Annotated in this window: 33 protein-coding genes and 4 tRNA genes; 16 read left to right on the forward strand and 21 right to left on the reverse strand. The window is 66.8% G+C overall.

Annotation, left to right across the window (positions count from 1 at the left end; translation table 11 throughout):
• Nucleotides 1-33 precede the first annotated feature (33 nt).
• Both MHEC_RS15375 and MHEC_RS15380 read right to left on the reverse strand, forming a co-directional pair.
• On the reverse strand, nt 34-519 hold the full coding sequence (locus MHEC_RS15375; protein WP_048892951.1) for an SRPBCC family protein: 486 nt from the start codon (nt 517-519) through the stop codon (nt 34-36).
• Between the two features lie 9 nt (nt 520-528).
• The gene (locus tag MHEC_RS15380; protein WP_048892950.1) at nt 529-900 is read right to left on the reverse strand and encodes an ArsR/SmtB family transcription factor; all 372 of its coding nucleotides are present in this window, start codon (nt 898-900) and stop codon (nt 529-531) included.
• A gap of 122 nt (nt 901-1,022) precedes the next feature.
• On the opposite strand from MHEC_RS15380, the gene MHEC_RS15385 reads away from it, so the two are divergent.
• Both MHEC_RS15385 and MHEC_RS15390 read left to right on the forward strand, forming a co-directional pair.
• Entirely contained in the window at nt 1,023-2,066 is a 1,044-nt protein-coding gene (locus MHEC_RS15385) for an SDR family oxidoreductase (protein ID WP_048892979.1), read from the forward strand.
• A gap of 97 nt (nt 2,067-2,163) precedes the next feature.
• Nucleotides 2,164-3,528: an HNH endonuclease signature motif containing protein gene (locus MHEC_RS15390; RefSeq protein ID WP_048892949.1), complete on the forward strand. Its 1,365-nt coding sequence runs from the start codon at nt 2,164-2,166 to the stop codon at nt 3,526-3,528.
• 170 nt (nt 3,529-3,698) lie between these two features.
• On the opposite strand, the gene MHEC_RS15395 is transcribed toward MHEC_RS15390, so the two are convergent.
• The 3 genes from MHEC_RS15395 to MHEC_RS15405 form a co-directional block, all read right to left on the reverse strand.
• Nucleotides 3,699-4,376 (reverse strand): UdgX family uracil-DNA binding protein, encoded by a 678-nt coding sequence (locus tag MHEC_RS15395; protein WP_099869229.1) that lies wholly within the window; start codon nt 4,374-4,376, stop codon nt 3,699-3,701.
• 19 nt (nt 4,377-4,395) lie between these two features.
• The gene (locus MHEC_RS15400; RefSeq protein ID WP_048892947.1) at nt 4,396-4,623 is read right to left on the reverse strand and encodes a hypothetical protein; all 228 of its coding nucleotides are present in this window, start codon (nt 4,621-4,623) and stop codon (nt 4,396-4,398) included.
• Between the two features lie 141 nt (nt 4,624-4,764).
• Nucleotides 4,765-5,322, reverse strand: a complete 558-nt coding sequence (locus MHEC_RS15405) for a hemerythrin domain-containing protein (protein WP_048892946.1) — start codon at nt 5,320-5,322, stop codon at nt 4,765-4,767.
• Between the two features lie 342 nt (nt 5,323-5,664).
• Between MHEC_RS15405 and MHEC_RS15410 the strand changes: the two genes are divergently transcribed.
• Together MHEC_RS15410 and MHEC_RS15415 are read left to right on the forward strand one after the other, a co-directional pair.
• Nucleotides 5,665-6,708: a YncE family protein gene (locus MHEC_RS15410; protein ID WP_048892945.1), complete on the forward strand. Its 1,044-nt coding sequence runs from the start codon at nt 5,665-5,667 to the stop codon at nt 6,706-6,708.
• A 14-nt stretch (nt 6,709-6,722) separates the two neighbouring features.
• Nucleotides 6,723-7,103: a hypothetical protein gene (locus MHEC_RS15415; RefSeq protein WP_048892944.1), complete on the forward strand. Its 381-nt coding sequence runs from the start codon at nt 6,723-6,725 to the stop codon at nt 7,101-7,103.
• Here the strand turns inward: MHEC_RS15415 and MHEC_RS24875 are convergent.
• From MHEC_RS24875 to MHEC_RS15435, 4 genes are read right to left on the reverse strand one after another with little or no spacing between them, the layout of a single operon-like run.
• The gene (locus tag MHEC_RS24875) at nt 7,018-7,335 is read right to left on the reverse strand and encodes a hypothetical protein (RefSeq protein WP_071700390.1); all 318 of its coding nucleotides are present in this window, start codon (nt 7,333-7,335) and stop codon (nt 7,018-7,020) included. The genes MHEC_RS15415 and MHEC_RS24875 overlap by 86 nt on opposite strands.
• Before the next feature lie 2 nt (nt 7,336-7,337).
• Entirely contained in the window at nt 7,338-8,825 is a 1,488-nt protein-coding gene (locus MHEC_RS15425) for a molybdopterin-dependent oxidoreductase (RefSeq protein WP_048892943.1), read from the reverse strand.
• Nucleotides 8,826-8,835: 10 nt separating this feature from the next.
• Nucleotides 8,836-9,333 (reverse strand): hypothetical protein, encoded by a 498-nt coding sequence (locus MHEC_RS15430; protein WP_048892942.1) that lies wholly within the window; start codon nt 9,331-9,333, stop codon nt 8,836-8,838.
• Between the two features lie 39 nt (nt 9,334-9,372).
• A complete protein-coding gene (locus MHEC_RS15435) occupies nt 9,373-11,157 on the reverse strand; it encodes a glycoside hydrolase family 15 protein (protein WP_048892941.1) in 1,785 nt (594 codons plus the stop codon).
• 75 nt (nt 11,158-11,232) lie between these two features.
• On the opposite strand from MHEC_RS15435, the gene MHEC_RS15440 reads away from it, so the two are divergent.
• Both MHEC_RS15440 and MHEC_RS15445 read left to right on the forward strand, forming a co-directional pair.
• Nucleotides 11,233-12,345 (forward strand): enolase C-terminal domain-like protein, encoded by a 1,113-nt coding sequence (locus MHEC_RS15440; RefSeq protein ID WP_048892940.1) that lies wholly within the window; start codon nt 11,233-11,235, stop codon nt 12,343-12,345.
• A 158-nt stretch (nt 12,346-12,503) separates the two neighbouring features.
• Nucleotides 12,504-14,237, forward strand: a complete 1,734-nt coding sequence (locus MHEC_RS15445) for a DUF7159 family protein (protein ID WP_201399593.1) — start codon at nt 12,504-12,506, stop codon at nt 14,235-14,237.
• 72 nt (nt 14,238-14,309) lie between these two features.
• On the opposite strand, the gene MHEC_RS15450 is transcribed toward MHEC_RS15445, so the two are convergent.
• Nucleotides 14,310-14,381, reverse strand: a tRNA-Val gene (locus MHEC_RS15450).
• A gap of 170 nt (nt 14,382-14,551) precedes the next feature.
• On the opposite strand from MHEC_RS15450, the gene MHEC_RS15455 reads away from it, so the two are divergent.
• The 9 genes from MHEC_RS15455 to MHEC_RS15495 all read left to right on the forward strand — a co-directional run bounded on the left by MHEC_RS15455 (nt 14,552) and on the right by MHEC_RS15495 (nt 17,390).
• Nucleotides 14,552-14,624: transfer RNA gene (locus MHEC_RS15455), tRNA-Gly, on the forward strand.
• A gap of 24 nt (nt 14,625-14,648) precedes the next feature.
• Nucleotides 14,649-14,719, forward strand: a tRNA-Cys gene (locus tag MHEC_RS15460).
• A gap of 17 nt (nt 14,720-14,736) precedes the next feature.
• Nucleotides 14,737-14,811, forward strand: a tRNA-Val gene (locus tag MHEC_RS15465).
• A 106-nt stretch (nt 14,812-14,917) separates the two neighbouring features.
• Complete coding sequence (locus MHEC_RS15470) at nt 14,918-15,220, forward strand: hypothetical protein (RefSeq protein WP_201399596.1); 303 nt, start codon at nt 14,918-14,920, stop codon at nt 15,218-15,220.
• Nucleotides 15,217-16,149: a tyrosine-type recombinase/integrase gene (locus MHEC_RS15475; RefSeq protein WP_235435021.1), complete on the forward strand. Its 933-nt coding sequence runs from the start codon at nt 15,217-15,219 to the stop codon at nt 16,147-16,149. The genes MHEC_RS15470 and MHEC_RS15475 overlap by 4 nt, the downstream gene beginning before the upstream one ends.
• On the forward strand, nt 16,136-16,459 hold the full coding sequence (locus tag MHEC_RS15480; protein WP_099868846.1) for a hypothetical protein: 324 nt from the start codon (nt 16,136-16,138) through the stop codon (nt 16,457-16,459). The genes MHEC_RS15475 and MHEC_RS15480 overlap by 14 nt, the downstream gene beginning before the upstream one ends.
• On the forward strand, nt 16,456-16,701 hold the full coding sequence (locus tag MHEC_RS15485) for a hypothetical protein (RefSeq protein ID WP_048893858.1): 246 nt from the start codon (nt 16,456-16,458) through the stop codon (nt 16,699-16,701). The genes MHEC_RS15480 and MHEC_RS15485 overlap by 4 nt, the downstream gene beginning before the upstream one ends.
• On the forward strand, nt 16,683-16,997 hold the full coding sequence (locus tag MHEC_RS15490; protein ID WP_048893859.1) for a hypothetical protein: 315 nt from the start codon (nt 16,683-16,685) through the stop codon (nt 16,995-16,997). Before MHEC_RS15485 ends, MHEC_RS15490 begins: the two co-directional genes overlap by 19 nt.
• 57 nt (nt 16,998-17,054) lie before the next feature.
• On the forward strand, nt 17,055-17,390 hold the full coding sequence (locus tag MHEC_RS15495; protein WP_152967089.1) for a hypothetical protein: 336 nt from the start codon (nt 17,055-17,057) through the stop codon (nt 17,388-17,390).
• On the opposite strand, the gene MHEC_RS15500 is transcribed toward MHEC_RS15495, so the two are convergent.
• From MHEC_RS15500 to MHEC_RS15550, 11 genes are all read right to left on the reverse strand, one after another.
• The gene (locus tag MHEC_RS15500; protein WP_201399597.1) at nt 17,385-17,828 is read right to left on the reverse strand and encodes a helix-turn-helix domain-containing protein; all 444 of its coding nucleotides are present in this window, start codon (nt 17,826-17,828) and stop codon (nt 17,385-17,387) included. The two genes, MHEC_RS15495 and MHEC_RS15500, sit on opposite strands and share 6 nt — an antisense overlap.
• Before the next feature lie 128 nt (nt 17,829-17,956).
• Nucleotides 17,957-18,217: a hypothetical protein gene (locus tag MHEC_RS15505; protein ID WP_048893888.1), complete on the reverse strand. Its 261-nt coding sequence runs from the start codon at nt 18,215-18,217 to the stop codon at nt 17,957-17,959.
• Entirely contained in the window at nt 18,214-18,606 is a 393-nt protein-coding gene (locus tag MHEC_RS15510; protein ID WP_201399599.1) for a P27 family phage terminase small subunit, read from the reverse strand. Before MHEC_RS15510 ends, MHEC_RS15505 begins: the two co-directional genes overlap by 4 nt.
• 238 nt (nt 18,607-18,844) lie before the next feature.
• Nucleotides 18,845-19,027, reverse strand: a complete 183-nt coding sequence (locus MHEC_RS15515) for a hypothetical protein (RefSeq protein WP_048893906.1) — start codon at nt 19,025-19,027, stop codon at nt 18,845-18,847.
• A gap of 16 nt (nt 19,028-19,043) precedes the next feature.
• Nucleotides 19,044-19,751 (reverse strand): hypothetical protein, encoded by a 708-nt coding sequence (locus MHEC_RS15520; RefSeq protein WP_201399601.1) that lies wholly within the window; start codon nt 19,749-19,751, stop codon nt 19,044-19,046.
• On the reverse strand, nt 19,748-19,999 hold the full coding sequence (locus MHEC_RS15525) for a hypothetical protein (protein WP_099869303.1): 252 nt from the start codon (nt 19,997-19,999) through the stop codon (nt 19,748-19,750). Before MHEC_RS15525 ends, MHEC_RS15520 begins: the two co-directional genes overlap by 4 nt.
• Entirely contained in the window at nt 19,996-20,349 is a 354-nt protein-coding gene (locus MHEC_RS15530) for a helix-turn-helix domain-containing protein (RefSeq protein WP_099869305.1), read from the reverse strand. Before MHEC_RS15530 ends, MHEC_RS15525 begins: the two co-directional genes overlap by 4 nt.
• Nucleotides 20,346-22,292, reverse strand: coding sequence for a DNA primase family protein (locus tag MHEC_RS15535; protein WP_071700079.1), 1,947 nt, complete (start codon nt 22,290-22,292; stop codon nt 20,346-20,348). Before MHEC_RS15535 ends, MHEC_RS15530 begins: the two co-directional genes overlap by 4 nt.
• Before the next feature lie 83 nt (nt 22,293-22,375).
• Nucleotides 22,376-23,284: a hypothetical protein gene (locus tag MHEC_RS15540; RefSeq protein ID WP_071700078.1), complete on the reverse strand. Its 909-nt coding sequence runs from the start codon at nt 23,282-23,284 to the stop codon at nt 22,376-22,378.
• 343 nt (nt 23,285-23,627) lie between these two features.
• Nucleotides 23,628-23,843 (reverse strand): excisionase family DNA-binding protein, encoded by a 216-nt coding sequence (locus MHEC_RS15545; RefSeq protein ID WP_048891530.1) that lies wholly within the window; start codon nt 23,841-23,843, stop codon nt 23,628-23,630.
• Between the two features lie 252 nt (nt 23,844-24,095).
• Nucleotides 24,096-25,226, reverse strand: coding sequence for a tyrosine-type recombinase/integrase (locus MHEC_RS15550; RefSeq protein WP_048891531.1), 1,131 nt, complete (start codon nt 25,224-25,226; stop codon nt 24,096-24,098).
• A 310-nt stretch (nt 25,227-25,536) separates the two neighbouring features.
• On the opposite strand from MHEC_RS15550, the gene MHEC_RS15555 reads away from it, so the two are divergent.
• Nucleotides 25,537-26,268, forward strand: coding sequence for a DUF732 domain-containing protein (locus tag MHEC_RS15555; protein ID WP_048891626.1), 732 nt, complete (start codon nt 25,537-25,539; stop codon nt 26,266-26,268).
• Nucleotides 26,269-26,310 lie beyond the last annotated feature (42 nt).

Consider the following 26,310-nt stretch of genomic DNA (forward strand, 5'->3'; position numbering starts at 1 on the left):
CAGGGTAGTCGAATTCTGCACTGCTACAAGTCCTTAACGTTGTGCGGTTTCGGCGCTCGCGAGCTCGACGAAACGGGCCAACGTACCGGTCCAACCGCTGGGATCGTCGAAGATTGCGCGCATCTGTTCGGCCTTGTCTGCGTACCGCTCTAGTTTCCGGTGGCGAAGCTCCAACCGGGTACGACCCGCGCCCTCGTCGGTAAACGTCACCTCGACCTCGGTCTCAAAGTTCGGATCGAACTTCCAGTCGGCATCGATTTGCCACAGCAGCAAGACTTTTCGTGGCGGATCCCAGGTTGCCACCCGACCCCACGGGCATTCGCTGCCATCCACGCCGCGTTCGAACCAACGTCCGCCCGTGTGGGGTTCGACCACCACTTCGGCCATCTCCGAGCTGCCAATCGAATGTTCCTTGGGCCAAAAGTCGGTCATCCGTGACGTAAATAACTCGAATGTTCGCGCCGGCGGCAGAGGCACACTCACCGATCGAACCACTTCGACGGCGGATTCAATACTCATCACTGCTCCTCACTTCTTTCCGGTTCGACCTTTGTCAGCTTTCCTGGCGGACGACGACTTTCGGTGATCGGCCTCCGCTTCGGCGGCGGCCAGGATGGCAAAGTTGTCCAACGCGGTTTCCCAGAACCGGTCGAGGTAGTCGCGCACCGCCTGCAGCCCCGAGTGGTTGATGCGGTACAGCCTTCGGGTGCCGGCGACCGACTCGATGACGAGATCGGCGTTCTTGAGTACCCGCAAGTGCTGTGAAACCGCGGGCCGAGACACCGGCAGCTGGTCGGCCAGCACTCCCACCGCGATCGGGCCGCCCGTCAGCTTCTCCAGGATGGCGCGACGGGTCGGATCCCCGAGAGCATCCAGCTTAGCGTCTACCGAAGCAGTCACAGTGGTAAGTATTCGCGAACCGTAAGTCACTGTCAACGGTTCGCTGCTACTTACCTATTTGATTCGGCGCCGTGGTGCGATGTTTACCAATCCGGCGTCGGGGTAGAGCCAAGACCGTGGCAATCAACTCAACTCGGCGGGTGGTCGTGGTCACCGGGGCCAGCGCCGGGATCGGTCGCGCGACGGCGCGGCTGCTGGGCCAGCGCAGGGCATGTGTCGGCCTGCTGGCGCGCGGCGAAACCGGCCTTCGGGCAGCCGCCGCAGAGATCGAGGCGGCCGGCGGTGAGGCGCTGGCGATCCCGACCGACGTCTCCGAGTACGGTGCCGTCGACCAGGCCGCCGGCCGTGTCGAGGAACGGTTCGGCCCGATCGACGCCTGGATCAACGTCGCTTTTACCTCCGTGTTCGCCCCGTTCACCGAGATCGACCCGGACGAGTTTCGCAGGGTGACCGAGGTGACCTACCTCGGTTATGTCTACGGCACCATGGCCGCGTTGAAGCGCATGCGCCCACGCGATTCCGGCGTGATCGTCCAAGTGGGCTCTGCCCTTGGTGCCCGCTCGATTCCATTGCAATCGGCATACTGCGGCGCCAAGCACGCGGTCAACGGATTCACCGAGTCGCTGCGCACCGAACTCATGCACGAGGGCAGCAACATCAGGGTGACCGTGGTCCAGATGCCGGCGGTCAATACCCCGCAGTTCTCCTGGGTGCTGTCGCGTCTGAGCAAGCATCCGCAGCCGGTGCCGCCGATCTACCAGCCCGAAGTGGCGGCCCGCGGCGTCATCCACGCGCTCGACCATCCGCACCGCAAACAGTATTGGCTGGGCGCCAGCACCGTCGCCACCATCTCGGGTCAGCGGCTCGCGCCGGCGCTGCTCGACCGCTATCTCGCCCGCACCGGCTACAGCTCCCAGCAGACCGATCAGCCGATCAGCTCGGGCCGGCCGGCCAATCTCTGGGCGCCGCTTGACGGTGCGGGCGGCCGCGATTTCGGGGCGCGCGGCGTGTTCGACGATCGCTCGCGCGCGCACAGCCCGCAGTTCTGGGCGACCCGGCATCGTCGGTCGCTGGCGGGCGCCACGCTGATGGCCGGTGCGCTGGCCGTCTCCGACTGGGGACGGCGCCGTGTTCAGCGCCGACGCGTGGGCGGGTCGCCGCCCTGATCCGGGCGTTGTCCATAGCTATGCACAGTTGGGATTCCATCACCAGGTGGCGCTTTCGGGTCGGCTCGGCGTCGGTGGCCACACGTAGCATTCGTACATGCGTTCGACCAGCCGTGAGGAGATCGTCGAGGTCTTCGATGCACTGCATGATGCGGTGTCGCGGCTCGGTGAGCTGACCTTTGAGGTGCTGACGACGCCGGAGCGGATGGCACTTCTGGAGCGGCTCGAAAACGAGGCGCGCCGGTTGCCGGTGGCAGGACATGCCCTGATCAACGGCGTGCGCCAGCGGGCCACACCGACCGAGCTGGGCGGCAAGTTGTCGCATGCCTTGGCCGATCGGCTGCGCGTCAGCCGTCCGGAGGCCGCGCGGCGCATCCACGAGGCCGAGGATCTCGGCGACCGGCAGGCCTTGACCGGCGAGCCGTTGCCGCCGCGATTGGCTGCCACCGCCGCCGCGCAGCGCGCCGGAGACATCGGCGCCGGCCACGTCGCGGTGATCCGCAGGTTCTTCGAGCAGTTGCCGTGTTGGATCGACGCGGCCACCCGCGAGCGCGCGGAAGCCAAGCTGGCAGGGTTGGCCACCCAGTTTCGACCTGATCAGCTGGCCAAGCTGGCCGACAAGCTCGCTGACTGCCTCAACCCGGACGGCGACTTCACCGACGAGGATCGCGCCCGTCGACGCGGGCTGAGCCTGGGCAGACAAGACATCGACGGGATGAGTCCCATCCGCGGCTGGCTCACCCCGGCCATGCGCGCCACCGTGGAGGCGGTGTTAGCCAAACTCGCCGCGCCCGGTATGGCCAACCCGTACGACGACAGACCGGTCATCGACGGCACTCCCAGCGAAGAAGCCATCAAGCGCGACACTCGCTCAGCCGCTCAGCGCAATCACGATGGCTTGCTGGCCGGGCTGCGGGCGCTGCTAGCCAGCGGGGAACTCGGCCAGCACAACGGACTTCCGGCCAGCATCATCGTCACCACTACCTTGGCAGAGTTGGAGGCCGGCGCCGGGCGTGGGCTCACCGGTGGCGGATCGTTGCTGCCGATGAGCGACGTGATCCGCATGGCCGGTCATGCCCATCACTATTTGGCCATTTTTCATAAGGGACGCGCCTTGGCGCTGTACCACACCAAACGTCTGGCTTCACCGGCGCAGCGAATCGTGTTGTACGCGAAGGACCGTGGCTGCACGGCGCCCGGCTGCGACGTGCCCGCGTACTTCACCGAGGTCCATCATGTCACCGACTACGCCAAATGCCGTACCACCGACGTCAACGACCTCACCCTCGCCTGCGGAACCAATCACCGAACCGTCCAACCCGGCGGCTGGCAAACCCGCAAGCGCAAAGATGGTCTCACCGAATGGATCCCGCCACCGCATCTGGACCGCGGACAGCCGCGCATCAACACTTTCCACCACCCGGAAAAGCTGCTCCGCGATGAGGAAGACGACGATCCGTGAGAACGCGCCGCTGGGCCCAACATCGACGCGTGGCGTAGTGGACCATCGGCGCGCCACCACCCGCCGCTTCCGGGGACACGTTTGCGGCGCTGGGCATGCCAAGGCAGGGTGACCGCGCCGATGGTCACCATCACGGTGTACCCGCAGGGATGCGGATCAAACGGGGCGCGTCACCGTCGTTGACGTCGGCGGCCGGCCAAACTGGCCCGGGCGCTGCGCAGGTCGCCGACGAATAGTTGGTACATCTCGTGGCGGCGCTCGGTGCGCTCGCGCACCACCGCTGACGGGTGAAAGGTGGCCACTACCCGCGGCTCCGGTTCGACGCGGATCTCCGCCTCGCGGGGCAGCCGCATCAGCTCGCCGCGGTGCGCCGAGATTCGAAAGGCCGCGCCCAAAAGCGATTGTGCCGCGGTCGCGCCGAGGCACACGATCACCTGCGGTCGCACCGCCTCGATTTCGGCGACGAGCCACGGGCGGCAGGCCACCACTTCGGTCCGGCTGGGCTTTTGATGTATGCGTCGCTTTGCGTTCTTGCGGGTGAACTTGAAGTGCTTGACGGCATTGGTCTGATACGTCACATCCGGGTCGATGCCCGCCTCGTCGAGCGCCCGGGCAAGCAGCCGGCCGGCCGGACCCACGAACGGCAAGCCCTCGATGTCCTCCCGGTCACCCGGTTGCTCACCGACGAGCATGAGCTGGGCATGCGAATCCCCGTGCCCGAAAACAGTTTGCGAGGCGCTCTCGTAGAGCGAGCAGCCCCGGCACACATTGGCGGCAGCCTCAAGTGAATCGAGGTCGCGGTCCTCGGGTAAGTAGCTCGCCGCACTGGTTTTCCGCGCTGCCGCCATCACCGATCCTCACGCGTGCTCACGCCGCGACTTTCGACTCCCAGACGCCGAAGAATCGGTCCTGCTCGGGCCCGATCCGCGGGATGTAGACGTCGTCGACAGCCGCGCTCGACATCCTTTGGAGTAGGGGTCGCGCGGGTCGCTGCCGCTGCGCCACCACGGCGGGGTGCATCCGGATGATGGGCAGGTCACAGCGGTGGTGATCGGCAGCGAGCAGGCCTGCGACACCGCCCCGATCACCGACCACACCACGGGGCTATGGCCCTGCTTGTCGTTCCAGAGCCGCGCGAACCTAGCGGTTTGGACCGAACGGGCTTGGCGCACCAGCTTCTTCGGATCGAACTCGTCGCAAGTAAGCAGGTGTCCCGGCGTTATCATGCTGGCCCGCTCAGCCCTTGCCGAGGATGGCGTCGCGGGCCCGGTCCATCATCGCCGCGAACGGGCCGGCCAGCATGTTGGCGACCTGGGATTCGACCCCGGCGTGGGGGCGGGTGGGCGCGATTGCTTCGGCCAGTTCGACGGCGCGGCCCATCCACCGCAGCTCGTCTCGGTCCAGCTCTTCTTCGAGCTTGGCGAACTCCTCCTGCTCTTCGTGCTCGGCGTGCTCAGCGACCGCATCGCGAAGCTCGATCAATTGGCCGCTGAACTCGTACGAGTCGACATCGAGTGACTCCAATTGACTGAGCACCTTTTTCGCTTCGTTCTCTTCCTGCAGCCGTGTGCCGACCACCTTGTCGCCGTTGGGGATTTTCCGCTTTGCGCGCGGGTGCACGATCTGTTCCTCCGCGGTTTCATGCACCGCGAGCAACCGCCGCAGCTCGAGGAACGTTTTCTCTCGCTCCTTGCCGCTCGCCTTCAGCGTCTCGGCGAACAGCGACTTGATCCGTTCGTGTTGGCCGACGAGGAATCGCGTCACCTCGGTCGCTGACCTGACGGTTGTTGCCACCGTGTCCTCCTGAAGAGTCCTGGACCGCGCCCCGGGCTGTGGTGCGCGCTGCTAGGGGCTACCCCAACGTGCCGGGCAGCAAACACGGCACGAAGGTGTCAGCCCGGCCGGCATGCTTGCTGGCGAGCCGATTTGCCAAAGACGCTGTGCGGGTAGGTAATACGCTTGCACCTCAACGCCGAGGACGCGAGATCGTTCTTCGGCTTCTGGGGACACCGCCGGCGGGCCACCCCTGCGGCTGGACCAGAGCGGCGATTGGACGCGCCGGGCCAGGTGTAGCCGACGACACATCCGGGTACAGCAACCGGACGGGTTCAGGGCAACCGCGGAAGGAGAGCGGCCGTGGCTGGGTCGCCGCTGTGGCGCTGGTGCGGTGCCGCGGCCGCGGCGGCCATCGCGGCCGCAGGCTGTTCGAGCCCGTCGCAACCGGAAAGCACGCCCGAAGTGACGGTGCGCTGGGTCGGCGCAACACTGCGCGATCCGGTGTGGTCGTCTGGCACGCACGCGCTGATCGGCCTCACCGACGACGGTCGGCTGGCCGAGGTCAGCGATCCGCTGAGCCCCCAGCATGGGAAGACGCGGCTCTCCCCGCCGATGCAAGCGGGGCGCAACCTGCAGATCAGCCGCACCGACGGCGGGCAGGTGTTCGTGCCGCAGCCCGGCCGTAACAAGGTGGCGGTCGTCGACCTCGGCACGCTGCGTCAGCTCGACGAGGTCGACGCCGGCCCTGCGCCCGCCTACCTGTCCGAAGACGCCGGCCTGGGTATCCTGCTGGCGCTGTCGGCCGACGGGCTGTCGGTGACGCCGGTCGATCAACACGGCTATCGCAAACTGGCCACCGCGGCCGTCACCGGATCCCCCGCCGACACCATCGACGGCGCCAACCGCGGGCGCGCGATCGAATACCACCTCTACGGCCCATCGGGAATCCGCTACTACAAGGATGCGTCGTCTCCACCCGCGCAACGCGGGTCGCTGCGCATCGGCGTCGCGGTCTCCGCCGGCGACGGCACCCAGGTGACGCGCAGCTATGTGGCCGGGCGCGACGACGGCGTGCTGTATGCCGTCGACTCGCGCCGCGGCGGTGACGGGATGCAGGTGCTGGCCCGCACCCGGCTGCCCTCCCCCATCCGCAAGCTGGGCACCGACGACACCCGCATCTACGCGGCCACCGACCATGAGGTGGTGACGCTGGAGACGGCTAGCTTCACCGGATACCCGAGCGGCACGATTCCCGTCCTGCACGTCACCAACTACCGTGCGGGCCTGCCGCCCGGCCCGGTCCGGTCCGCCGCCGTGTCGGGCATGGCGGTCGGGCCGCACCGGGTCTTTCTGACGCTGCAGGGCACGCCGTATGTGCTCAGCGTCGCCAAGCCGCACCGGTGAGACGAGGAACAGCGATGGTCAATATCGACGACGATATGCAGCTGCTCACCGAGCAGATCGACGCGCTCAAACGACTCGGGACGAAACACGAACTGGCCGAAGGCGAAAGCTACGACTTTTCCATCAGGTGGGGCACGGCGCTGGCCGGGCGGCTGCGTCGGCTCGTCCACTACAGCACCCGCGGCTTGCTCAGCGACGCAGACGAGCGCCGGTTCCGGTCGTTGTGCGACGACCTGCGTGCGCTATCGGACCTTATCGACCGGTTCGAGCTTGCCCATCCGGTGTTCACCGAGAGGCCACCGGTCAAAGCTAAGCGCCACGGGGCAGGCCGATTCGCCAGCTCGCGGCGCGGGATTCTCCGTCGTGGTCGAGAAAATCGTTCTCCCGCAACCTGATTCCGGTACGCGGCTTGCGGCAGTCGGGGTTGCGGCAAGTGAGCGCCACCATATACGCGTCCTGGTCTTCGTCGAGAAACAAAAAGCCGAGGTACAAAGCGCGGCCGACGTGGAACTCCGTTCCGCCGCAGCTTTCGCAGTACCCGCCCTTGGCGGCAACCTGCTGGAGAACACGTTCACGCTCGGCCGGCTGCAACTCGACCAACTCGGGCCGCACCATCGACTCGGTCATGGTCAGATCTCCACATCCTTGTCGTAGTGGATGTTGTCTTCACGCCACCCGCCCAAGCCCATGCCGATACCGGTGTAGTCATCGATGAACTCAATCTGGTTGATCCACTTGGCCATTTTGAATCCCACCTGGGTCTCCACCCGCAATCGCAGCGGCGCACCGTGTTTGATCGGCAACGGCATGCCGTTCATCTCGTAGGCCAGGATGGTCTGCGGCTTGTAGGCCAGCTCGAGATCCATGACCTCATAGAACTGCCCCAGTCCGTCGGAGCTGGGTTCGTCGCGGCTGTTGTCCTGCATGGTCAAAAAGCAGATGTAGCGGGCCCCCGGCAGCGGCTTGACGTGCTCGACCAGCTTGCCCAGGTGCAGGCCGCTCCATTGGCCGAGGCTCGTCCAACCCTGCACACAGTTGTGCATGACGCGCTGCGTTTCCGGTTCGGCCAGCGCCCGCAGCGCGGCAAGGTCCAGGGTCACCGGGTTTTCCACCAGCCCGCCGACCCGCAGCCGCCAGTCGACGAAGTTGTGCACCGCCATCACCTTGTACTCGGTTGAACAGGGTGGCTTACCGTTAACGCGGTGCTCTCCCGACAGTTTGCGCCGCGGGTAGTTCTGCCGTGAATTCAACGGCCGCAACAACATCAGCTTGGCGCGCGTGTTGATCGCACCAAGGACGCGGTGTACCTGCACGGGCCGGCGAAGGCTCCACTTCGTTGCCGCGATGTGGATGGCGACGATCGCACCAACGATCACTGCGGACAACGCGGTCGCCCAGTAAATGTTGCGGACGGAGCCGAAAATCATGGCGGCGTTGAGTTGACCCCAGCCCCAGAAAGCGATCATCGACAGATGGATCACGATGAACACCAGGAAGGCGACCAGACCGACGAAATGCAGGGTGCGCGCCCACTGCCGTCCACCCCACATGTGGACATACCACGGAAAGCGCGCCTCGATCGCCGGGGATTGGGCGGCACCGGTGAGGATCTGAAACGGAGCGAGCAGGAAGATCACGCCCGCGTAGGTCAGTTTCTGGATGGCATCCAGCGGCTCGCCGGGCAGCAGCGGCGGCAGGTTGAACGTCATGTAGGCGACGATGTCGTTCCAGGCCTCCGGGAAGATTGACCACGAGTAGGGCCAGTACCGGTGCCACTGCCCGGTGGCGAACAACAGAAGGTAGTAAGACAGGCCGACCAGAATCCAGCAGATCACCGAGAAGAAGTGCCAGTGCCGGCCCATGCCCAGTTTCTTATGACCGGGCAGCGCCACGAGCGAGCTGTAAGACTCTTCTTCGTCGAGGGTGTCGTACAGCTTGTCGGTCGGCATTTCCTTGGTCGTGAAGCGTGCCCACTCGGTGCCGGGTTTGCTGTCGTCGTTGCAGTACAGCTTGGGATGCGTGCCCAGGATTTCGATGCCGCTGCGCAGCAGCAGCGTCAGAAACAGCACGTTGAGCCAGTGGTCGATCCGCAGCCATACCGGGTAGTCGAGCGTCATCGCCGGCCGTTCAGTCGTGCCAACCCTGACGCTGGGGATACGCGACGTTGATGCCCAGCAGCACCGACATGTGCACCGCGACGAACGCCCCCGCGAAGGCGAGTGCGAACGTCGCAGGGGCGAAGTCCCACCGGCCCGTCAGCGCGATCAGCCCGGGCAGGCTGGCCGCGCGGCTTGCGAAGTACAGCACGATAACGACGACCGAGACCAGGTCGCCGGCAAACCAGCCCAGCTGTGGCGCGCGAGGCTTGACAGCCAACCACATCCCGCCGGCTGCCAGCATGCAGGCGGTGATCAGCACGGCGCAGTAGAGCACGAAGTACAGCGGCAGCGCCTGCTGTGTGGCCAACACGTAGGCGTGCGCGACGATGATACCCACCAGCAGCAATCCGCCCAGCGCGGTTACCGTGCGCGGCAGGTCGAACGCCACATAGCCGTTGAGGCGAAGCCAGCGAGACAACCGGCTGCGCCGCCAGGTCTCGACAGCCGTTTCGGCGAGAGCATCCACTGCGGCTGCGTACCCGGCGGCGCCGCTGGGCAAACACCCCTATCCGGTTCCGGCGCCGACCGGCGGGCGGCATCCTTCGGCGAGCCGATGCGCCGTCTCGAACAGCAGCGCATGCACGAAAGCCTGAGGCAGGTTGCCGCGCAGTTGGCGTTGGGCCACGTCGAATTCCTCGGTGAGCAATCCGGGTGGACCACAGGCGGTGCGGTTGCGCTCGAACCATCGAGCCGCGGCCACGTGGTTGCCGTGCTGATGATCGGCCAAGGCCATCAGAAAGCCGCACAGCAGGAAAGCGCCTTCGGCTTGGCCGAGTGGCCGCTCGTCGGGCTGGAACCGGTACACGAAACCGTCCCGACCCAGATCGGCCCGCACCGCCTCGAGTGTGGCCACGGTGCGCGGATCGCCGAGCGGGATCGCCCCCCGGATCGACGGCATCAACAGTGCCGCATCGATCCGTGAATCATCGGGTGCGCGTTGCCATCTTCCACTCGGGTGCAGGCAGTTCGAATCGGCGTCGGTGACGAGCAGATCAGCCAGGCGTTGCCACTCGGCACCCTGGCGAGTGGGCGCCTGCTCAGCGATGCGCCGCAGCCCGGCCGCGCAGATGAGCCGCGAATGGGTCCAGCGGTGATTGCCGATCTCCCAGATGCCGGCGTCGGGCTCGCGCCAGCGCTCTCCGATCGATTGCACCAGCGTTTCCACCGCACGCCAGTGCGCGCCGTCCAGGCGGTCGCGGTCGGCGGCGGCCGCCAGCAGCAGCAGCGCCTCGCCGAACGTGTCGAGCTGGAACTGCTCGGTCACCCAATTGCCGGTCTTGACATCAGCGCCGGGATAACCCGGCAGGTCGAGCTGCTGTTCACGCGGCGGCGGCCGGCCGATGACGGAATAAGCGGGCCGAAGTCTGGGACCGTCGGCAAGGACGCGTTCGCCGACAAAGCGGACAGCGTCGTCGAGCAGCGGATAGCTGCCCGCCGCGGCCACGGCCTGACCGGCGTAACACTGGTCGCGGATCCAGCAGTACCGGTAGTCGTAGTTACGGCCTTGTTCAGCCCGTTCCGGCAGCGACATCGTCGCCGCGGCCACCATCCCGCCGCCACTGCTGGTCAAGCCGCGCAGCACCGCGTAGGCGACCTGGGTGTCGAGATCGGCCAAGGTATCCGAGAACGCCGGAACCGCGCTGGCCCAAGCCTGTTCGGTTTGTCGCCACACGTCGTCGGGCCGCACTGCGGCTTGGGGCAGCTCTTGGTCGGATACTTCCAGCACCAAGTCGAAGTCGTGCCCGGGCGTAACGTTCACCACCGCGCGCAGCGCGCCGTCGTCGCCGCGGCGGGCCTCGGCGGGCCCGGTCCACCGGAATCGGTGTCGTCCGGTCCGCCCTGTCCACACGCCGTCGTTGTGGCACAGGTCGCGCATCGGCTCGGCACCGAAACCCGCGCGCAGGTCGAGGGTGACCCGCATCCGCATCGGCGCATCTCGTGCGATGATGCGGCGCAACAGCACCGCCGTGTCCGAGTCGCCCGGAAATGCAAGTGCCTCAAGGCATTCCACAATCCCATCGGTGGTCACCCAGCGCGACCGCCAGATCAGCGACCGCTGTTCGTAACGGCCGCCCCACACGAACCGCGGGTGATCCGGCGACACGGCGTAGACACCGCCGCCACCTAGCAACGAACTGAACACCGCGGGGCTGTCCCAGCGGGGAAAGCACATCCAGCAGTAATCGCCGCGCGGCCCGACGACGACACCCCGTTCGCCGTCGGCGAGCAGCGCGTATTCCCGAAGTACGTGCGGCGCAAGCTCTTCGACGAATGCTGGTTTTGCCGTCATCGTCCCCCTTCCGCGCGCCGCCTGGCACTGTGCAAACCGGGCATACCCGGTTTGCGTTGCGGGTAGACACCGGACATGACTTCATGCGCCGGCTCCACCGTTCCCGTCGAGTCAGTGGAAGCCTCCGCCTACACGATTCCCACCGATGCTCCCGAGTCCGACGGCACGTTGACCTGGGACTCGACGACTTTCGTGCTGGTGACTGTGCACGCAGGCGGCAAGGTCGGGACCGGGTACACCTATGCGGACACATCTGTCGTGACCGTGGTGAAATCGAAATTGGCGGAGGTTATCACCGGTCGCGACGCCTTGCAGCCGCCCGCCCGATGGGCCGAGATGGCGCATGCGGTGCGCAACCTGGGCAAGCCGGGAGTGGTGGCCGAGGCCATCTCCGCGGTCGACATCGCGCTGTGGGATCTGCGGGCCCGGCTACTGCAAGAACCGTTGATGATCGCGCTCGGCGCCGTGCACGACGCTACCCCGATCTACGGCAGCGGCGGATTCACCTCGTATGACAACGACACGCTGCGGGCCCAGCTGTGCGGCTGGGTCGAGGCCGGGATCCCCCGGGTCAAGATGAAAGTGGGGCGCGACCCCGACGCCGACACCGAACGGGTGAGCGCAGCGCGTTGCGCGATCGGCGACGCCGCCGAACTGTTCGTCGACGCCAACGGCGCCTACAGCCGCAAACAAGCGCTGCTGTGGGCCGGGCGCTTCGCCGAGTACGACGTGCGGTGGTTCGAAGAACCGGTGACCTCCGACGACCTGTGGGGACTGCATCAGCTGTGCGAGCACGGCCCGGCGGGAATGGACATCACCGCCGGTGAATACGGTTACCACTTACCGTATTTCCAGCAAATGCTCGACGCGGACGCGGTGGACTGTCTGCAAGCCGATGTCACCCGCGCCCTCGGGATCACCGGGGTCCTCAAGGTCGGCGCATTGTGCGACGCCCGCAGCATGGACCTGTCGCTGCATTGCGCTCCGCAAATCAGTGCGCACGCCGGCACGGCGGTGTGGCACATGCGACACCTGGAGTATTTCCATGACCATGTCCGCATCGAAAAGCTGGCCTTCGACGGCGTTTTGGCGCCGCAGCCGGGCGGCGTGCTGCGTCCCGACCGCGGCGCACCGGGTCACGGCCTGACCGTCAAGCAGGCAGATTTGGAGGGGTTCCGGGTGGCCTGAGCGCGGCGTTACGCCCGTTCGGCGCGAAATTCACAGCTCCGACTTAATTAGCCGGTGTAACGTTTTCCGCGACCGCGACGAAGATCGTGGAGATCGCGGCCCGCGCGGTGTTCTGCTCCGATCAGACCGCGATGAGCCCCAGGGACTTGGGAGGAGCGATGGACGTCGTACTCGGGGTCTCGATGGCTCCGGAATCGATCAGGCTGGTGGTGGTCGAGGGCCAAAACGGCGACGGCGTGACCGTCGAAGAAGACAGCTTCGACACCGCCGCCGCCCCGGGTTTGGCAACCCGCAACGCGCCTGAAGAAGTCGTGGCGGCCATCCTCGGTACCCGCGAAGGCGCCGCCGAGGCCGGCCATCATCTGCTGTCGACCGGTGTTACGTGGACCGATCAAGCCGAGGGCGCCGCGCTGCGCGACGCGCTGGCCGCCCACAAGGTCGAAAACGTCATGCTGGTTTCCGCCTTTTTGGCCGCGGCGGCGTTGGCGCAGACGGTCGGCAGCGCGATCGGCTACGAGCACACCGCGATGCTGTTCGTCGAACCCGATACGGCGACCCTGGCCGTGGTGGACTCCGCCGACGGTTCGATCACCGATGTACGACGCCAGCCGCTGGCTCCGGGCGCCGACGCCTGGCCCGGGTTGCTCTCGATAGTCGCCGGTGTCGAAGCACTGCAGTCCCGGCCCGAGGGCTTGTTCGTGGTCGGCAGCGGCGTCGACATCGCCGCGATCAAGCCGCAACTCGAAGCTGCGACGCCGCTCGCGGTCAGCGCTCCCGAGGAGCCGGAGACGGCGCTGGCCCGCGGCGCTGCGCTGGCGTCGGCCAACGCGCCGCTGTTCGCGTCGTCGACCGCGGCTTTGGCCTACGCACAGGATCCCGGCACGGGTGAGGTCGATCCGCTGGCCTACCTGGGTTTCGTGGAGGGCTCCTCGGACGCTTCGACGGGTGGCGAGGCTTTGGCCTACAGCGGCGCCGGTGAAGAGTCCGACGCCGCCGTCTGCGCCGGCACCGGGCGGCGGCGCAGGCCGGTGTTGCTGGTCGGCAGCACGTTAGCGACGGTCGTCGTCGGAGGCGTGGTCGCGCTGGCGATTTCGTTGGCGATCAGCATACGACCGACCGTCGCCTTGCGTCCCGAACCCGGTCAAAGCCTCATCGTGCCGGCCCAGCAGCCACCCCCGCCGGCGGTGGCCCAACCGCCCGCGCCACAACCACAGCCGATGCGCCAGGCGTCGCCGGTTGTGCCCGCGGTCGCGCCGCCGCCAGCCGCGAACCCGCCGGCTCCGCCGGAGCCCGTTGCCGTGGCCGCGCCGCCGCTACCGGCAGCGCCGCCGCCTGAGCCCGTTGCGGTGGCCGCACCGGTGCCTGTGCCAATTCCCGGCCCGCTGCCAGCGCCCGCACCGTCGCCGGCACCTGTCCACGTAACGGTTCCCGCGGCGCCGGTTCGCATGCCGGCCCCGCAGCCACCGGTACAGCTGCCGAGCCCTGCGCCTCCGGTGCAGGCGCCGCGACCGCCAGTTCATGTTCCCACCCCACCGGTGCAAACCCCGCGGCCGCCGGCACATGTTCCCACCCCACCGGTGCAGGCGCCCGATCCCACGCCGCCGGTTCAGCTGCCGACACCGCAACCGCCGGTTCACCTTCCAGAGCCGCAGCCGCCGTTGAACCTCCCGTCGCCGCAGCCACCGGTGCACATTCCGGCGCCCGGGGCCCCGGCACACGTGCCGGCTCCCGAGCCGATCCGTCTGCCCGCCCCCGAGGCACCGGTGTTGCCGGCCATGCCGCCCCCGGCAGCCCCGCGAATCCCGGCCATGCCGGCCCCCGTGATGCCTGCGGCGCCGGCGGTCCCGGCTATGCCGCACTTCAACATGCGGATGCCGGCATTTCACTTCTAATGACGGCGGATCAAAGGCGATGCCGAGCGCCCCGCGCACAACAAGGAACGGCGGTACCCGCACGCCACGCAGTGGTCCCGACTGGGATCGAACCAGCGACCTTCCGCGTGTGAGGCGGACGCTCTCCCGCTGAGCTACAGGACCGATGCCGCGGGCCAGACGAGGTCGAAGGTTAGCACGTGACGCGCCACTTGAGAGAACCTGCTGCCCACACCGCGGTGAGGTATACCCGAAGATGTCAAGAGATTTGTGCGGTCCTGCTCAAGTGGACTATCGTCGTGCTTCGCACCGGGCGACGATCTTGTCCGTTGCGCGCGGATGTAGCGCAGTTGGTAGCGCATCACCTTGCCAAGGTGAGGGTCGCGGGTTCGAATCCCGTCATCCGCTCGAAGGTGGTGGCGTCAACCCCGCGGTGGAGTGGCCGAGTGGTGAGGCAACGGCCTGCAAAGCCGTGCACACGGGTTCGATTCCCGTCTCCACCTCTTTTTCTTTGATCCGGGCGCGGTTAGCTCAGCGGGAGAGCGCTTCCCTGACACGGAAGAGGTCGCTGGTTCAATCCCAGTACCGCGCACCAGTGTTTACGCAGGTCAGAGGCGGTAGTTAGCTGAACAAACACGGTGCCGTGACCTAGATATGACCTGACAATCGGCGACGCTGGCTCCGAACCCGAAGGGAGCCACATGTCCATTGAGTCCTACCGCCAGTTGTGCCGGGCCGGTGACGGGTTGGAGGCGGTGGTGTCTATGTTCGATTGCCCGCCGGGTTGTGAGATGCCCGCCGCCGGTGAGGGTCGGCGATGCCGCCGGCCGGCCGGCTGGCGGGTGAACCTGCACGGCTGTGAGGCGGTGCTGATGTGCGGGCAGCACAAGGCCGCGTGGCTGCGGCAGACTCGGGCGCAGTTTTACACGGGCCCGGCGCGCTGCGCGCATTGCGGGTGCGTGTTCGACGACCTGGCCACCGCAGTACGGTTGGTGCGGCTATGAGCGCGGCCCGACACCACCACCGGCATTTGGCGTTGGTGGTGCCCGCCGCCGGTTCCGGCGATGACGATGGCGAGCTGAGCGCATTGGAGCGCTGGGAGCTGTACATGCGCGGCGCGGGCCGCTCCAACCGCACGATCAACGAAACCCTGGGTGTGTTGCGCCGGTTGGAGAAATTCGCCGGGGTGGGCGTGGAGTCGGTGCGGCCCCTTGACATCGCCCGGTTCCTTGGCCGGCCCAATTTGAAGCCCAACAGCCGCGCCGCCTACTACGGCTACATTCACAGCTTCTACCGCTGGTTGGGGCAAAACGGCGGCACGAATGCCGCAGCGCAGCTACCACGCCCGAAGGCCTCCAAAGGCGTACCCCGGCCGATCACCGATGAGCAGTTGCAAAACCTGCTCGCGGTGCGCATGCATCACCGCACCCGTGTGATGATCCTGTTGGCGGCGTTCGCGGGCTTGCGGGTGCATGAAATCGCCAAAATACGCGGCGAGGACGTTGACCCCCAGGCGCGCACCCTGCGGGTGACCGGCAAGGGCAACGTGACCGCGATACTGCCGCTGCATCCGCTGCTGGTTGAGGCCGCCGAGACGATGCCCCGGCGCGGTTGGTGGTTTCCGGGCAACGCGCGCCGGCGCGGGCAGCCGATCCGGCCACGCGGCGTCGCCGACATCATCGGGCAGGCAATGGATCGCGCCGGCATTCCAGGCGGCACCGCACATAGGCTGCGTCACTGGTACGGAACCAAGCTGGTCAGCGACGGCACCGATCTGCGCACCGCGCAAACCCTGCTGCGGCACGCCAATTTGAACACCACCGCCATTTACACTCAAGTGTCGGATGCTCGGCGCACGGAAGCGATCAACCGGCTGGCCGCGGGCGGTGCGCGCGCCCAACACGACGATGGAGCCGCCGATGGGCCGCGATGACTACCGGCAGGCGACGCCCGCCGAGCTGGCCGAGGAACGCCGCCGCGCCGAGGAAGCCCGCGCCGGCGCGGCCAGCGGGATCACCGAAGCCGCCAAGTGCCTCGACGAGTGCCGCCATCTGCTGCGCGACGCTTTGACCCGCGCCCGCTGGGCCGAGGAACACCTATCCGGTGCCCGCGCGGCGCGCGCGTTCGAGCTGGCCGGGAAAATCGCCGACACGATCACCTACGCCGACCGGCTACGGTTCGTCGTCGAAGGCGACCTTCGCGCTGAAGGTGACCTGCGCGCCGAACAAGCAGGTACGCGATGAGGGCAACCGTCACCCGTAAAGACCTGATCCGCTACGTGCTGGTCACACTGCCGTGGGACGGCCGCGACACGTGGAATGTCGGCCGCATCATCGACGACCTGCTGGCCGAATACCCCGGCCTGCTCGGCGAGCACGACCTGTCCGGCTACCCCGGCCCGGACCGGGTGATCCAGTACCTCGACGACCACATCGACCACGACACTTACCGGCGCATCGTGGAGCGGTGGGACTCAGCACCATGACGGGAATCCTCGGTCATCTTTTCGCCGTGCTGCTGCTCGTCGGAATCATCGCGCACTTCATCTGGTGGATCATCGGCCTGGCGGCCATCGTGCTGATGGCCTGGACGCTCAAACGGGCCTACCGCGACATGTGCGCCGCGCGCGATGCGCGGCGCCGGCAGCTCGCCGAGCTGGCCGCTCGCGCCGACCGCCAGCACGCCTGGGTGATGGCCGGAGACGACCGAGGGATCTACGGCGACTACCCGCCGGCATGCCTGAACCGGGAACCGACCACTTGGCGATATGTGGTCCCGTAACGACGGCCAGGTCGCGGCAGACTCGGCGCGCCGCTGGCGTGCTGCACACTAGTGGCGATGGTGGAGTTCTTCGCTTGCGCCCGCTGCGCCGCCTCGGCGGATCCGGTCAGTGACGGCAACTCGACTATCGCCATCGTGCGTCACCGACCCGGCTGCTCGGTGCTGGCCGGGGTGATACGCCGGCGCTGGCCGCTACGGCGGCACACCAGCCTGCCCGACACGCCAGCCCTACAGCCCTTCGCTGCGCGCGCCGACTGGAGCCGCTGGCAGAAAGTCGTCAGCGCCGCGCGCGACCGCGCGGCGCGCGCGCCGTTCGCGCAAGTCGGCCGGCCACCCACCAAGACTGCCTACCCGGCCACCGACGACGGCCGGGTAGCTCACGCGCGGTCATGATGACCGCACATGCCAGTGCCGGCGCGCCGAGACGCCAACGAAAAGGGTCTCGGTCACCGGAGCGGCCGAACCGGCAACTACAACGGCCAGCGTTGTGGTTGGTGCCGGTTCGGCCGCGACCGGCTGTCCGGCGATGGCGTCCCGGTCGGCCGGTTCAAGATCAGGTGATCGAAATTGATCACCTGATATCTCACGCTGCACCTGTCCGGCGATGGCGTCCCGGTCGGCCGGTTCAAGATCAGGTGTCTGAAATTCAGACACCTGCCGCCTGAGATCGGACATGACGGTGTTTCTGTCGGCTCCTGTTGCTGCGGCGATGGCCCGGACGCTCAGTCCGGCTTCCCGCAGCGAGCACACCACCTCGGCGATGGCGTCCTGGTCGGCCGGTCCAAGATCAGGTTCCAGATTGGTACACCTACCAGCAAACGTCTCGGCCACTGTCGATTCAGGGCTTGTGCAGGTCACCCAAGTTGTCGATGCCAGCAACCTGGGACAACGCAAACTTGCGTACGCTCAGCTTCCCGCAGCGAGCTATCGGTCGGCGGTAGTGGCCGAATCGACTGCGACTATTCGACCAGCCGGTCATGCTCGTCCAGGACGAACGCGCCGCCGTGATGCTGGCCGCCCAACGCGAACTCGCGGTGAGGCAGGCCGGCGCGCATCAGCGCGGCCAGCAGTTGCGCCGAGGAAACCACGACCGGACGGCCGGCTTTCAGGTCGAGTTCGAAGTCGCAGGCCCGGCCGGGGATACGCCAGCGCTGCCACGAAGGTTCATGCCCCGCGATCAGCACTTGCCGTAGGCCGGACGTGCTGCCGACCCGCCTCATGCGCCCGCGCCGCGCCAGCGCGTGTGAGCCGCGCGACGCGCCTGAGTGCTGCTGGTGCCGATCACGCGGATGGCGTTCGACGATTCATCTGGCTCGATTCGCAACCTGGCGAGTGATCGGTCCGCCGCCTGCCGTAGTTGGCGTAGCTCGGAGATGAGCGGGTTGATGACCTCCTGGCCCTGTGACCCGCGCACCATCTTCGGTGCGCCGACCAGCTCGGCCTCAAGGGTTGCGGCCTGATCGACCAGCTTGGCCGCCGTCTCCAGCCAGTACCGCTCGACCGCGGTCAGAACCAGGCCCTCGGCGGTGGCTTCGGCAACGACTTCGCGCCACAGTTTGCGGCCCGCGGCAGCTAACCCGCGCGGTGGTCTTGGTGCCTGCATGCTCATCGTCCTCCCTGGTCAGGGTCTATGAGCCGGGGAACCCGGCGCTGCCGCGACAAGCTGGCAAAAACGGCGTTTCGCCGGGCCGCACGCACAAGCTGAGCTGCTAAGGCGCTTCGGTCTGTGCGGCGCGGCCGGGGGGTTACCCCCTGGGTGGGTGCGCCGAGCGGTCCGGACCCGACTGCCAGACCGCTCGGCGCGTGCCGCGCCCAGCAACTCGGGAAGCGCGGCGGCTCCGCTCCGGTCATGTCGTGGTGACGGCGACTGGCGTCGAGGGGCCGATCAGAAGTGTCAGGCCGGCGACCGTCACGACGCTGCCTTGGTTGCCGCCGTCGGCGGTTGCGGCGCGCATCGCGTCGAGGACTGTTGTTGCCTCGGCGGCCGTGAGTGTGATCGGTGCCTGGTTGCCGTAGCTGAGTGTCGGCATGCGGTTCCCTTCGTGCTCAGTTGCCTTGTGCCACAAGCTGATCGAGCTTGGCCTGCTCGGCGTTGAGTTCGGCTCGGCGCAAGCCTGCGACTGCGACGGCCTGCTCGTCGATGGCCGGGGTGCCTGCCTGCTCGGCCAACTCGCGGATGCTTGCCGGAGTGTCGGTCGCGGCCGGCTCGCCGTTCGCCGCTTGCTCGCGGGCCGTCGCGGCTGCCTCGTCGATCACTCGGGTTGCCTGGGCCTGTAGCTCGGCCAAATGCCGGTCGTGGGCGGCCTGTGCGCGTCCGGCGATCACGCCGTCGAGCCATGCGGTGAATGTCAGTCCGGCGTAGAGTCGCTGCACGCGCGGCGGCCGGGTGCGTGGCGCGCCGTTGTGCCGGTCCGGCAGCGGGTCGATGTGGTCGAGCCGGCCTGCGTGGGCGGCGGCGGCACCGGCCCGGGCGTCGAGTCGCTGCAGCTCGCCGAACGCGGCGACCGCTTCGGCCAGGTCGAGCCGGTCGGCGGCGGCCAGCTCATCGAGCTTCGCCATCGCCGCGTCGCGGCGCTCGCGGTAGCCGTCGAGCTGGGTGCCGTAAAAGCCCCGGTAGTAACGCAATTCGGTGGCGTCGCGCGCGGTCTGCTCGGCTTCGGCTATCGCCGCCGCGTGTTCGCGCAGCCTGGCGGCTTCGGCTTCGGCCTTTGCCAGTTGTGCCGCAATGTCTTGTGTCGGGGACGATTTCGTCACCTGGACCTCCCCTGGGCTAGCGGGCCGTCGGCGTCGCGTGGCAGGCTGCGAAGCTGCGCCGCTTTGGCCGTCAAGGATTCCGTGATGCGGCGGTGACGGGCCGTGACATCGCCGGGCGGCAGGTCAGCGAAGTCGCCGGGCGGGCGGGTCCGCGCCACAAGCGCGGCGAAGTCGGCGGCGGAAAGACCCGCCAAGTGCTCCTCCAGCGCCGCTCGCCACAGCTCAGACTCGGATTCGTTGCCGCTCAACGCCGCCGCCTTTCCGCTGCGTATTCACTGACCGCAGCCGCCGGGAACAGCCAGCGGCCGCCGACGAGCTGGCCGTCGAGGTCGGCGGCCAGACGCCGCACATGCCGAGCGGACATGCCGAGCGCTTGCGCGGCCTGTGTGGCTGTCAGCCACTGCTGCTGCAATTCTTGCTCGGCGCAACCGGATTCATGTCCCGAAGTGGACGCGGCTGCGGCGCGAACGGCGCGGTCAAGACGGTCGAAGTGCCCGCGCAACCAGCTCGGGATCGGCTGGCCAGATAAACGGCGGCGACGGACTACCTCGGCCACGCAGAAATACGCGGCACGTACGTCGGTCTCGTCGAGTGTCATTGCGCCCGCCGAGGTTTCCCGAGACCGCCCGCTGCGGCTTGCCGCCACGCGGCGGCCTTGCGTTCGCACCAGTAGCAGAGCCCGGTCTCAGGGTTGATGGGTGCGGGCCGACCGCACGGGCAGAGGCGTGTCGGCTTGGGCGTTGGCGTTGTAGTCCTCTTTCCGGTGTCGCCGTTAAGGCGCTCGGCGATTTGCTGGACACGATCGGTGAAGCCGGGGGTCGCGCTGGTGACATCACCAGGCCGGCCGGTGGGCGCGTACGAGTTCTGGCTGTGTTGTGCCTTAAATGCACTTTTGCCTGACTCACGTGACTCAGCGCCTAGCTCAGTGCCGTTGAGCTGGGGTTTTACGCCGTTTCCCTGAGTCAGGGCATCTTGACTCAAAGCCGACTCGGAATCGCGGCTCCGATAACGGCCCCGATGTGAGCTATCCGCTGAGTCAGGATCACCTGACTCAGTTTCACCCCTGTGACCTGTATGTTCGTGCCGTGAGTCAGGTGAGTTAGGCAGTTTGGCATTGCTGGTCGTACATAAACCGATCCCGCAGTAGTGGTGGACTTGTACGCCGTTGATTCTCGGTCGCGAGGTCTTTGCTGACGGCACGGCGGCGCGAAGGTCTCGCCCGAAGGTGGACTTCGAGCCGGGCCGGTGCCCGTTGTCTTCGGCCCAGGTTTTCCAGGCCCTGTAGAGATCGTCGCGGGAGACTTCGGCGTGTGGATCACGAACGCAGCGCTCCCGAACGAACGCCGACACCGGACTGGCCAGGTCCATCACCAGCAGCGCCGATTCCTCCGAGGACGCCGGGACGGTGAAGCGGCCATTGCGGTTGAGCCGGTCCAAGCCCTCCAACGCCCAGTTGAGAATGCCCGGGAGTTCGCGGCTCAGCTTCGCGTCCAGTGCGCGATCCTCGCGGCCGAGGAAACTTTCCGTTGTTTGAAGGACCAACATTCGGTTAGCGATGGCGCCCGAGCTGTCACGGAACCGGGGCAGCTCGTTGGACAGGATCACAAACCGGGTGGGCAGCTTTCCGGTCCAGCATTCACGGAATTTTCGGTCAACGGTCAAAACGTCTTCACCCGTGATCGACAGCAATCGTTCAACGAGGGTTTCGGTTTGGGTCTTGCCGCCCAGCCGGGCGTCGGAGATGACCGCCAGCGGTTTGCCCAGCAGCGGGGCTAAACCGAAGTTTGTTGCCAGGCTTGCCAGGGTGGGGCCGGCTACATGACCGCGGCCGACCAACTGGGTGAGCATTCGCGCGATCGTGCCTTTACCGGAGCGCGTCGGGCCGATCAGCAGCAGCAGTTTCTGCATATCGGTGCGCCCGGACAGCACGTAGCCGATGTATTCCTGCAGCAGTGCAATCGAGTCCGGGTCATGCGGCCACAGTGAGTCCAGGAACTCAAACCACGCGGCAGGTTTTGGCGCGTTCGGATCGTAGGCAAACGGCACCGAGACGAGATTGAAAAACGCGGGGGTGTGGTTGTGAATCGTCCGCGTTGATAGGTCCAGTAGACCGTTCTCGCATGAGATGATTTGCTCCACGCCGGTTTCCGCCGCGCTATGTAGGTCGATCCACGATGGCGGGTCGATGTCGGCTGACAGGTGGCCGATGGCTTCCAGCGCCTCCACGACGTTGGCGATCTTGCGTTTGTCGGGGCTCCAGGGCCGGACCTCATGGTCAACGATCACACCCTTTTCCCGGATCGGGTGGTTGTAGTCGACATCGCCGAGGGTGTCGTAGATTTCGCTGCGAAGCTCCGCGATGTCCAGCTCGGCCCAATGGGTTTTACGCCATCGCATCCATCCGCCGCGCCACGCCAGCAGAACCCGCAGGCCGTTATCGCCGGTTCGGTATCGGCTGTAAAGTTCGCGGGCCACATCCAGCGGCGCAGTGGGCGGCGGGAACAGCGCACGCTCGGCGCGTGTGGTGTCGGTGGTAGTCATTCACAAAGAAACCTTTTGTGCGATGCGCGCCCCGGCCGCCTCGGCGGCGCGGCGCTCGCGCAGCTCATCGGAACGGTCGACGCTCACGATTCCGGCTCCCGGTCAAGCCACGACCAGCTGCCGGACCGCGACCAGCTGGCGATGCTGTACAGAACCTCGCGTTCACACCTTTCGGCGATCTCGGTCAGCCGCAGCGCCTCATCGTCGATCCAGAACTCGATCGCCTCCCGCACCAGATCACGCAGGATCGGGGACGGCAGCGCGTCGACTTCGACGGAATCACCGTCGAAGTCGGCGGCCCGGCTATCGGTTGTCTTGGTCGGCCGCGTCGGTAGGCGGTGTTCGGTTATCTGCGCGGGTGTGACCGCGAGCCGCTCGAAGTGGAACTCGGCGCGGGGCGCGAACTCGGTTAGCCGGCGCTGGATGTGCTTCCACGCGGCCAATCCGGAGGGATCGTGGTCACCAAGTTGGTAGATCACCGCGGGCTTGTCATCGGCGATGATCTCCTGCGCGGTCTCCCACAGGAAGGTTTCGGAGGCGAAACCACGGGCCACCATCAACGGCACATCAAACTCATCGGTGACCGGGTGGATCACTGATCGGATGGCGTCTTTCTCCGCCCAGACTTCGACGTGCACGTTCTGTCGGTCCCACAGGGCGCGCCGGTAGCAGGTCGCGGTGTTCTGCAGCGCTTGCTCGATGCTGGAATAGGTTTTCGGTTTGACCTGCCAGCGGGTGCCATCGGCGACCCACCCGTAAGGCAGATCACCGCGCCGGCGCATCAGCAGCACGCGGTTTTGCACTTGCCGGTAGCCTTGCTCGGTCTTGGAGACCAAGCCCTTCGACACGACCCGGTAGAACAATCCGCGGATAGTGACGGGTTTTTCGGCGGCGGCGACCGCGTGGATCGCGTTCTCCAGCTCCTCAACCTGACGCCTGGTGCGCCGGGATCGTTTTATCGCACTAGTGCGATAAATAGCAGCAGTGCTCATGGCATCAGTTCCCAGCGCTGCGCGATGAGTTCGGCGGCGGCGCGGTGGTGACCGCCCGCGGCCCACATCGCGCGTAGGCCATCCAGGTCAGGTGCGGGGGTTAAGCCGCGGTCGAGGAGATGATGTGCGGCTTCGGTGTAGCCCGCCGCGCCGGGGGCCGGATACCGCCAAGGGTCGCGGTACCCGCACGGCAGTGCTGGCAGGCGATACGATGCGGCGCGGCGTGACCGCAACCAGCGCCCGACTGAGCTAGGATGACTTAGGGCGGTCGGGTAGCCGCATCTTCTCTGGTGGTCGGGGTCCGGTCCTGCGGGGCCGGCCCCGACTTCTTTCGGCGGCTCGTTCACCGGGCACCGCCCGGCTGCATGCTGGCGTCCAGCTCATCGAGGTCGATGCGCACCAGTCGTTTTCCGTTGCGGTACAATCGGATTCGACCGTCGGCACCCATTTGACGAATGGTCCGCGTGGAAACACCGAGGTAATCCGCGGCTTCGCGCGGGCTGGCCCAGCGCCGCAGACGTGACGGAGATTTACTGAAGTCGCTTGTGCGTTCAGGCATTTGAAAGCTCCCAGGCTTGAATGCGGGAATGTTGAGCGCAAACCGCTGTCCGCGCCGACTCCGCGCGCAGATGTTTCGGGGATTGCTCGACGTTCTCCGCCTGGGAGCCGAAGGCCGCCTGTGCCTTCCGTCGTTCGCCGGGTTTCGCGAGTGGCCTGCACCGCTACTGACGGCTAGCGATTGCATGCTAGCGCGTGGTGCCGCTAGTCGCCGGATGAGGCCAAACTTCGGCGTGTCGCGCCGTTGGTTGCTCTACCTGTTCTCGGCGATTTTGCTTAGCAGCGCGGCGATTTCACGGTCCCGGCCTTGCGCGGCGTGCTGGTATTTCAAAGCGGCCGTCGGCGTTGAGTGACCCAGCCGGGCCATCAACTCGGCGAGCGAGGCCCCGGTGGCCGCCGCCAACACCGCGCCGGAATGCCGCAGATCGTGAAAGCGAAGATCGGGGCGGTTGGCAGCGTCACGCGCTTTGTAGAAGTGCCGGTTCAAGCTGGCGGGTGCTAGGTGGCGTCCACTCTTGGCCGGGAACAACAGCGAATCACGCATGCCGCCAACGTGTCTGGCGAGATGTTCCTCTATGGCCGGCAGCAGGTGCGGCGGTATCGCGACATCGCGAATACTGGCGTCGGATTTCGGTGTGGTGACCTGGAATTGGCCGCCGTGGACACGCACCACGGCGCGACGCACACGGATCACTTCATCGGACAGGTCGATGTCCATCCGGCGCAGCTCGGCGAGTTCCCCGAACCTCAGTGCGCACCACGCGCCGAGCAACACGAGCAGCTTGTACTCGTCGGGCATCGCATTGGTGATGATCTCCAGCTCGTCCAGCGTGGCGGGCCGGATGCGGTGGACCCGTTTGGCGGTGCCCGCGCCACGGACCACACACGGATTGAGAGCGATCTTGCCGTCGCTGGTCGCGGTGCCCAGAATCGTCCGAAGCAGCCCGTAGCAGTGCGCGCGCAGGGTAGGGGTTTTGCGGTGAGCCATCGCCGCGTGCCAGCCGCGCACGTCCTCGGCCGTGATGGATGCCAGCGGCATGCCACCGAATGCGGGCAGCAGGTGGTGGTCGAGCAGCTTGCGGTAGTGCTCGCGGGTGCGCTCCTTCAGGTCGCGCTGGGACAGCCAGGTTTCGGCGTACTCGGCGAACGTCAGCTTCGGCTCGGCCGGTCGCTCGGCCTCCGGTGGTGTCCATGCGTTACGCACGATCTCGGCCTGCTTGAGCGCCAGCCAGGCGCGGGCCTCGGCCTTGGTGAGAAACAGGGTGGGCGCTTTGTGGCGGCGGCCGTCCGGCCCGTAGTAGCGGGCGCGGTAGCCGGTGGCGAGCTTATCGACCGACCCAAACGTGCCGGAAGTGCGGTTCCTGCGACCCGCTCCCCGTGTCATTGTCTGATTCCCAGTCCTCTTGGCTTCTCAGGTCATGACCTGAACATGACCTGACCATAGCACACTTGCTTCCGCTTGCCGCCGCATGCTTCCTGTTGTACTGTCCCTTGTCAGCGCAGGCAATTCAACGTCGGCGCTGGTCAATAAGCAAAAGTCAGCAAACCGATTGGACTGGTTCAATCCCAGTACCGCGCACCAGTGTTTGTGTGCGGTACGGCGACGATGTTCAGGGCCGCACGAGGCGCCCGCCTAACCTGACCCGTAGCCGAGAGTTGACCCGCAATGGGTCATGCGGGCCTACGCTCAAGGCATGCGCGATCGGGACACGATCGACGCCGAGTTGCGTCGGCTCGTCGCCCTGCGCCGTTCGATGCGCGAGCACGGCGGCGAGCTGTCGAGTCGCCAGCTCGACGAACTTCTTGACGAGCGCCTCGGCCACCGCGTGGCGACGTCTGAGACCACAGCGACGTGCGACGAAACCGGCCGCATTATGCCTCGGCGAAGCAAGCGCGCGCTGCGCCGCGCCGTCCCCCTGATGCTGTTGCCGCTATCCCTGGTGACCGCGGCCACCGCGCTCGTGGTGATGTTCGCGGCTCACCATCAACACCCGGCTGCGCAGCCCACACAGCCACCGGTAGCCCCGCCGCCGGGTGCACAACCTCACCCGATCGCGCCGAAACCAGCGGTCCCACAACTCGACATCGTCGACAAGGCGTTCATCGACGCGCTGAGCCACGAGGGCGTGCCAGTGCCCAGCCGCGAATACGTGATAAGCCATGGGCACGCGGTCTGCGACTTCCTGGCGCGCCAACCGAGCTTGGCAGAAGCCGTCGCCTTCGTGCAGCGAACCTCGGTATGGGACGCCGATCAAAGCACCAATGTCGCCGCCGGAGCTATCGTGGCGTACTGCCCTCAGTACCAACCCGCAAGCCCGGACCAGGCGCAGCAGGCATTCCAGGATGCCCTCACAGACCTGCAACGCATCCAAGGTGACCTGCAGGGCATCCGCGATGATCTGCAAGCCATCCCGGGCCGGCGGTAACCCGAGTCGTCACCGCAAACGTGCCGACAGCGACCCCGGCGG

The sequence above is a fragment of the Mycobacterium heckeshornense genome (genome assembly GCF_016592155.1).
Taxonomy (GTDB): Bacteria; Actinomycetota; Actinomycetes; order Mycobacteriales; family Mycobacteriaceae; genus Mycobacterium; species Mycobacterium heckeshornense.

Bases quoted from the DNA above. Each gene is read 5' to 3' on its own strand.
- MHEC_RS15375 (WP_048892951.1), bottom strand. From the start codon at position 519: ATGAGTATTGAATCCGCCGTCGAAGTGGTTCGATCGGTGAGTGTGCCT.
- MHEC_RS15390 (WP_048892949.1), top strand. From the start codon at position 2,164: ATGCGTTCGACCAGCCGTGAGGAGATCGTCGAGGTCTTCGATGCACTG.
- MHEC_RS15395 (WP_099869229.1), bottom strand. From the start codon at position 4,376: ATGGCGGCAGCGCGGAAAACCAGTGCGGCGAGCTACTTACCCGAGGAC.
- MHEC_RS15415 (WP_048892944.1), top strand. From the start codon at position 6,723: ATGGTCAATATCGACGACGATATGCAGCTGCTCACCGAGCAGATCGAC.
- MHEC_RS24875 (WP_071700390.1), bottom strand. From the start codon at position 7,335: ATGACCGAGTCGATGGTGCGGCCCGAGTTGGTCGAGTTGCAGCCGGCC.
- MHEC_RS15425 (WP_048892943.1), bottom strand. From the start codon at position 8,825: ATGACGCTCGACTACCCGGTATGGCTGCGGATCGACCACTGGCTCAAC.
- MHEC_RS15435 (WP_048892941.1), bottom strand. From the start codon at position 11,157: ATGACGGCAAAACCAGCATTCGTCGAAGAGCTTGCGCCGCACGTACTT.
- MHEC_RS15440 (WP_048892940.1), top strand. From the start codon at position 11,233: ATGACTTCATGCGCCGGCTCCACCGTTCCCGTCGAGTCAGTGGAAGCC.
- MHEC_RS15445 (WP_201399593.1), top strand. From the start codon at position 12,504: ATGGACGTCGTACTCGGGGTCTCGATGGCTCCGGAATCGATCAGGCTG.
- MHEC_RS15470 (WP_201399596.1), top strand. From the start codon at position 14,918: ATGTCCATTGAGTCCTACCGCCAGTTGTGCCGGGCCGGTGACGGGTTG.
- MHEC_RS15475 (WP_235435021.1), top strand. From the start codon at position 15,217: ATGAGCGCGGCCCGACACCACCACCGGCATTTGGCGTTGGTGGTGCCC.
- MHEC_RS15480 (WP_099868846.1), top strand. From the start codon at position 16,136: ATGGGCCGCGATGACTACCGGCAGGCGACGCCCGCCGAGCTGGCCGAG.
- MHEC_RS15485 (WP_048893858.1), top strand. From the start codon at position 16,456: ATGAGGGCAACCGTCACCCGTAAAGACCTGATCCGCTACGTGCTGGTC.
- MHEC_RS15495 (WP_152967089.1), top strand. From the start codon at position 17,055: ATGGTGGAGTTCTTCGCTTGCGCCCGCTGCGCCGCCTCGGCGGATCCG.
- MHEC_RS15505 (WP_048893888.1), bottom strand. From the start codon at position 18,217: ATGAGGCGGGTCGGCAGCACGTCCGGCCTACGGCAAGTGCTGATCGCG.
- MHEC_RS15510 (WP_201399599.1), bottom strand. From the start codon at position 18,606: ATGAGCATGCAGGCACCAAGACCACCGCGCGGGTTAGCTGCCGCGGGC.
- MHEC_RS15515 (WP_048893906.1), bottom strand. From the start codon at position 19,027: ATGCCGACACTCAGCTACGGCAACCAGGCACCGATCACACTCACGGCC.
- MHEC_RS15530 (WP_099869305.1), bottom strand. From the start codon at position 20,349: ATGACACTCGACGAGACCGACGTACGTGCCGCGTATTTCTGCGTGGCC.
- MHEC_RS15535 (WP_071700079.1), bottom strand. From the start codon at position 22,292: ATGACTACCACCGACACCACACGCGCCGAGCGTGCGCTGTTCCCGCCG.
- MHEC_RS15540 (WP_071700078.1), bottom strand. From the start codon at position 23,284: ATGAGCACTGCTGCTATTTATCGCACTAGTGCGATAAAACGATCCCGG.
- MHEC_RS15545 (WP_048891530.1), bottom strand. From the start codon at position 23,843: ATGCCTGAACGCACAAGCGACTTCAGTAAATCTCCGTCACGTCTGCGG.
- MHEC_RS15550 (WP_048891531.1), bottom strand. From the start codon at position 25,226: ATGACACGGGGAGCGGGTCGCAGGAACCGCACTTCCGGCACGTTTGGG.
- MHEC_RS15555 (WP_048891626.1), top strand. From the start codon at position 25,537: ATGCGCGATCGGGACACGATCGACGCCGAGTTGCGTCGGCTCGTCGCC.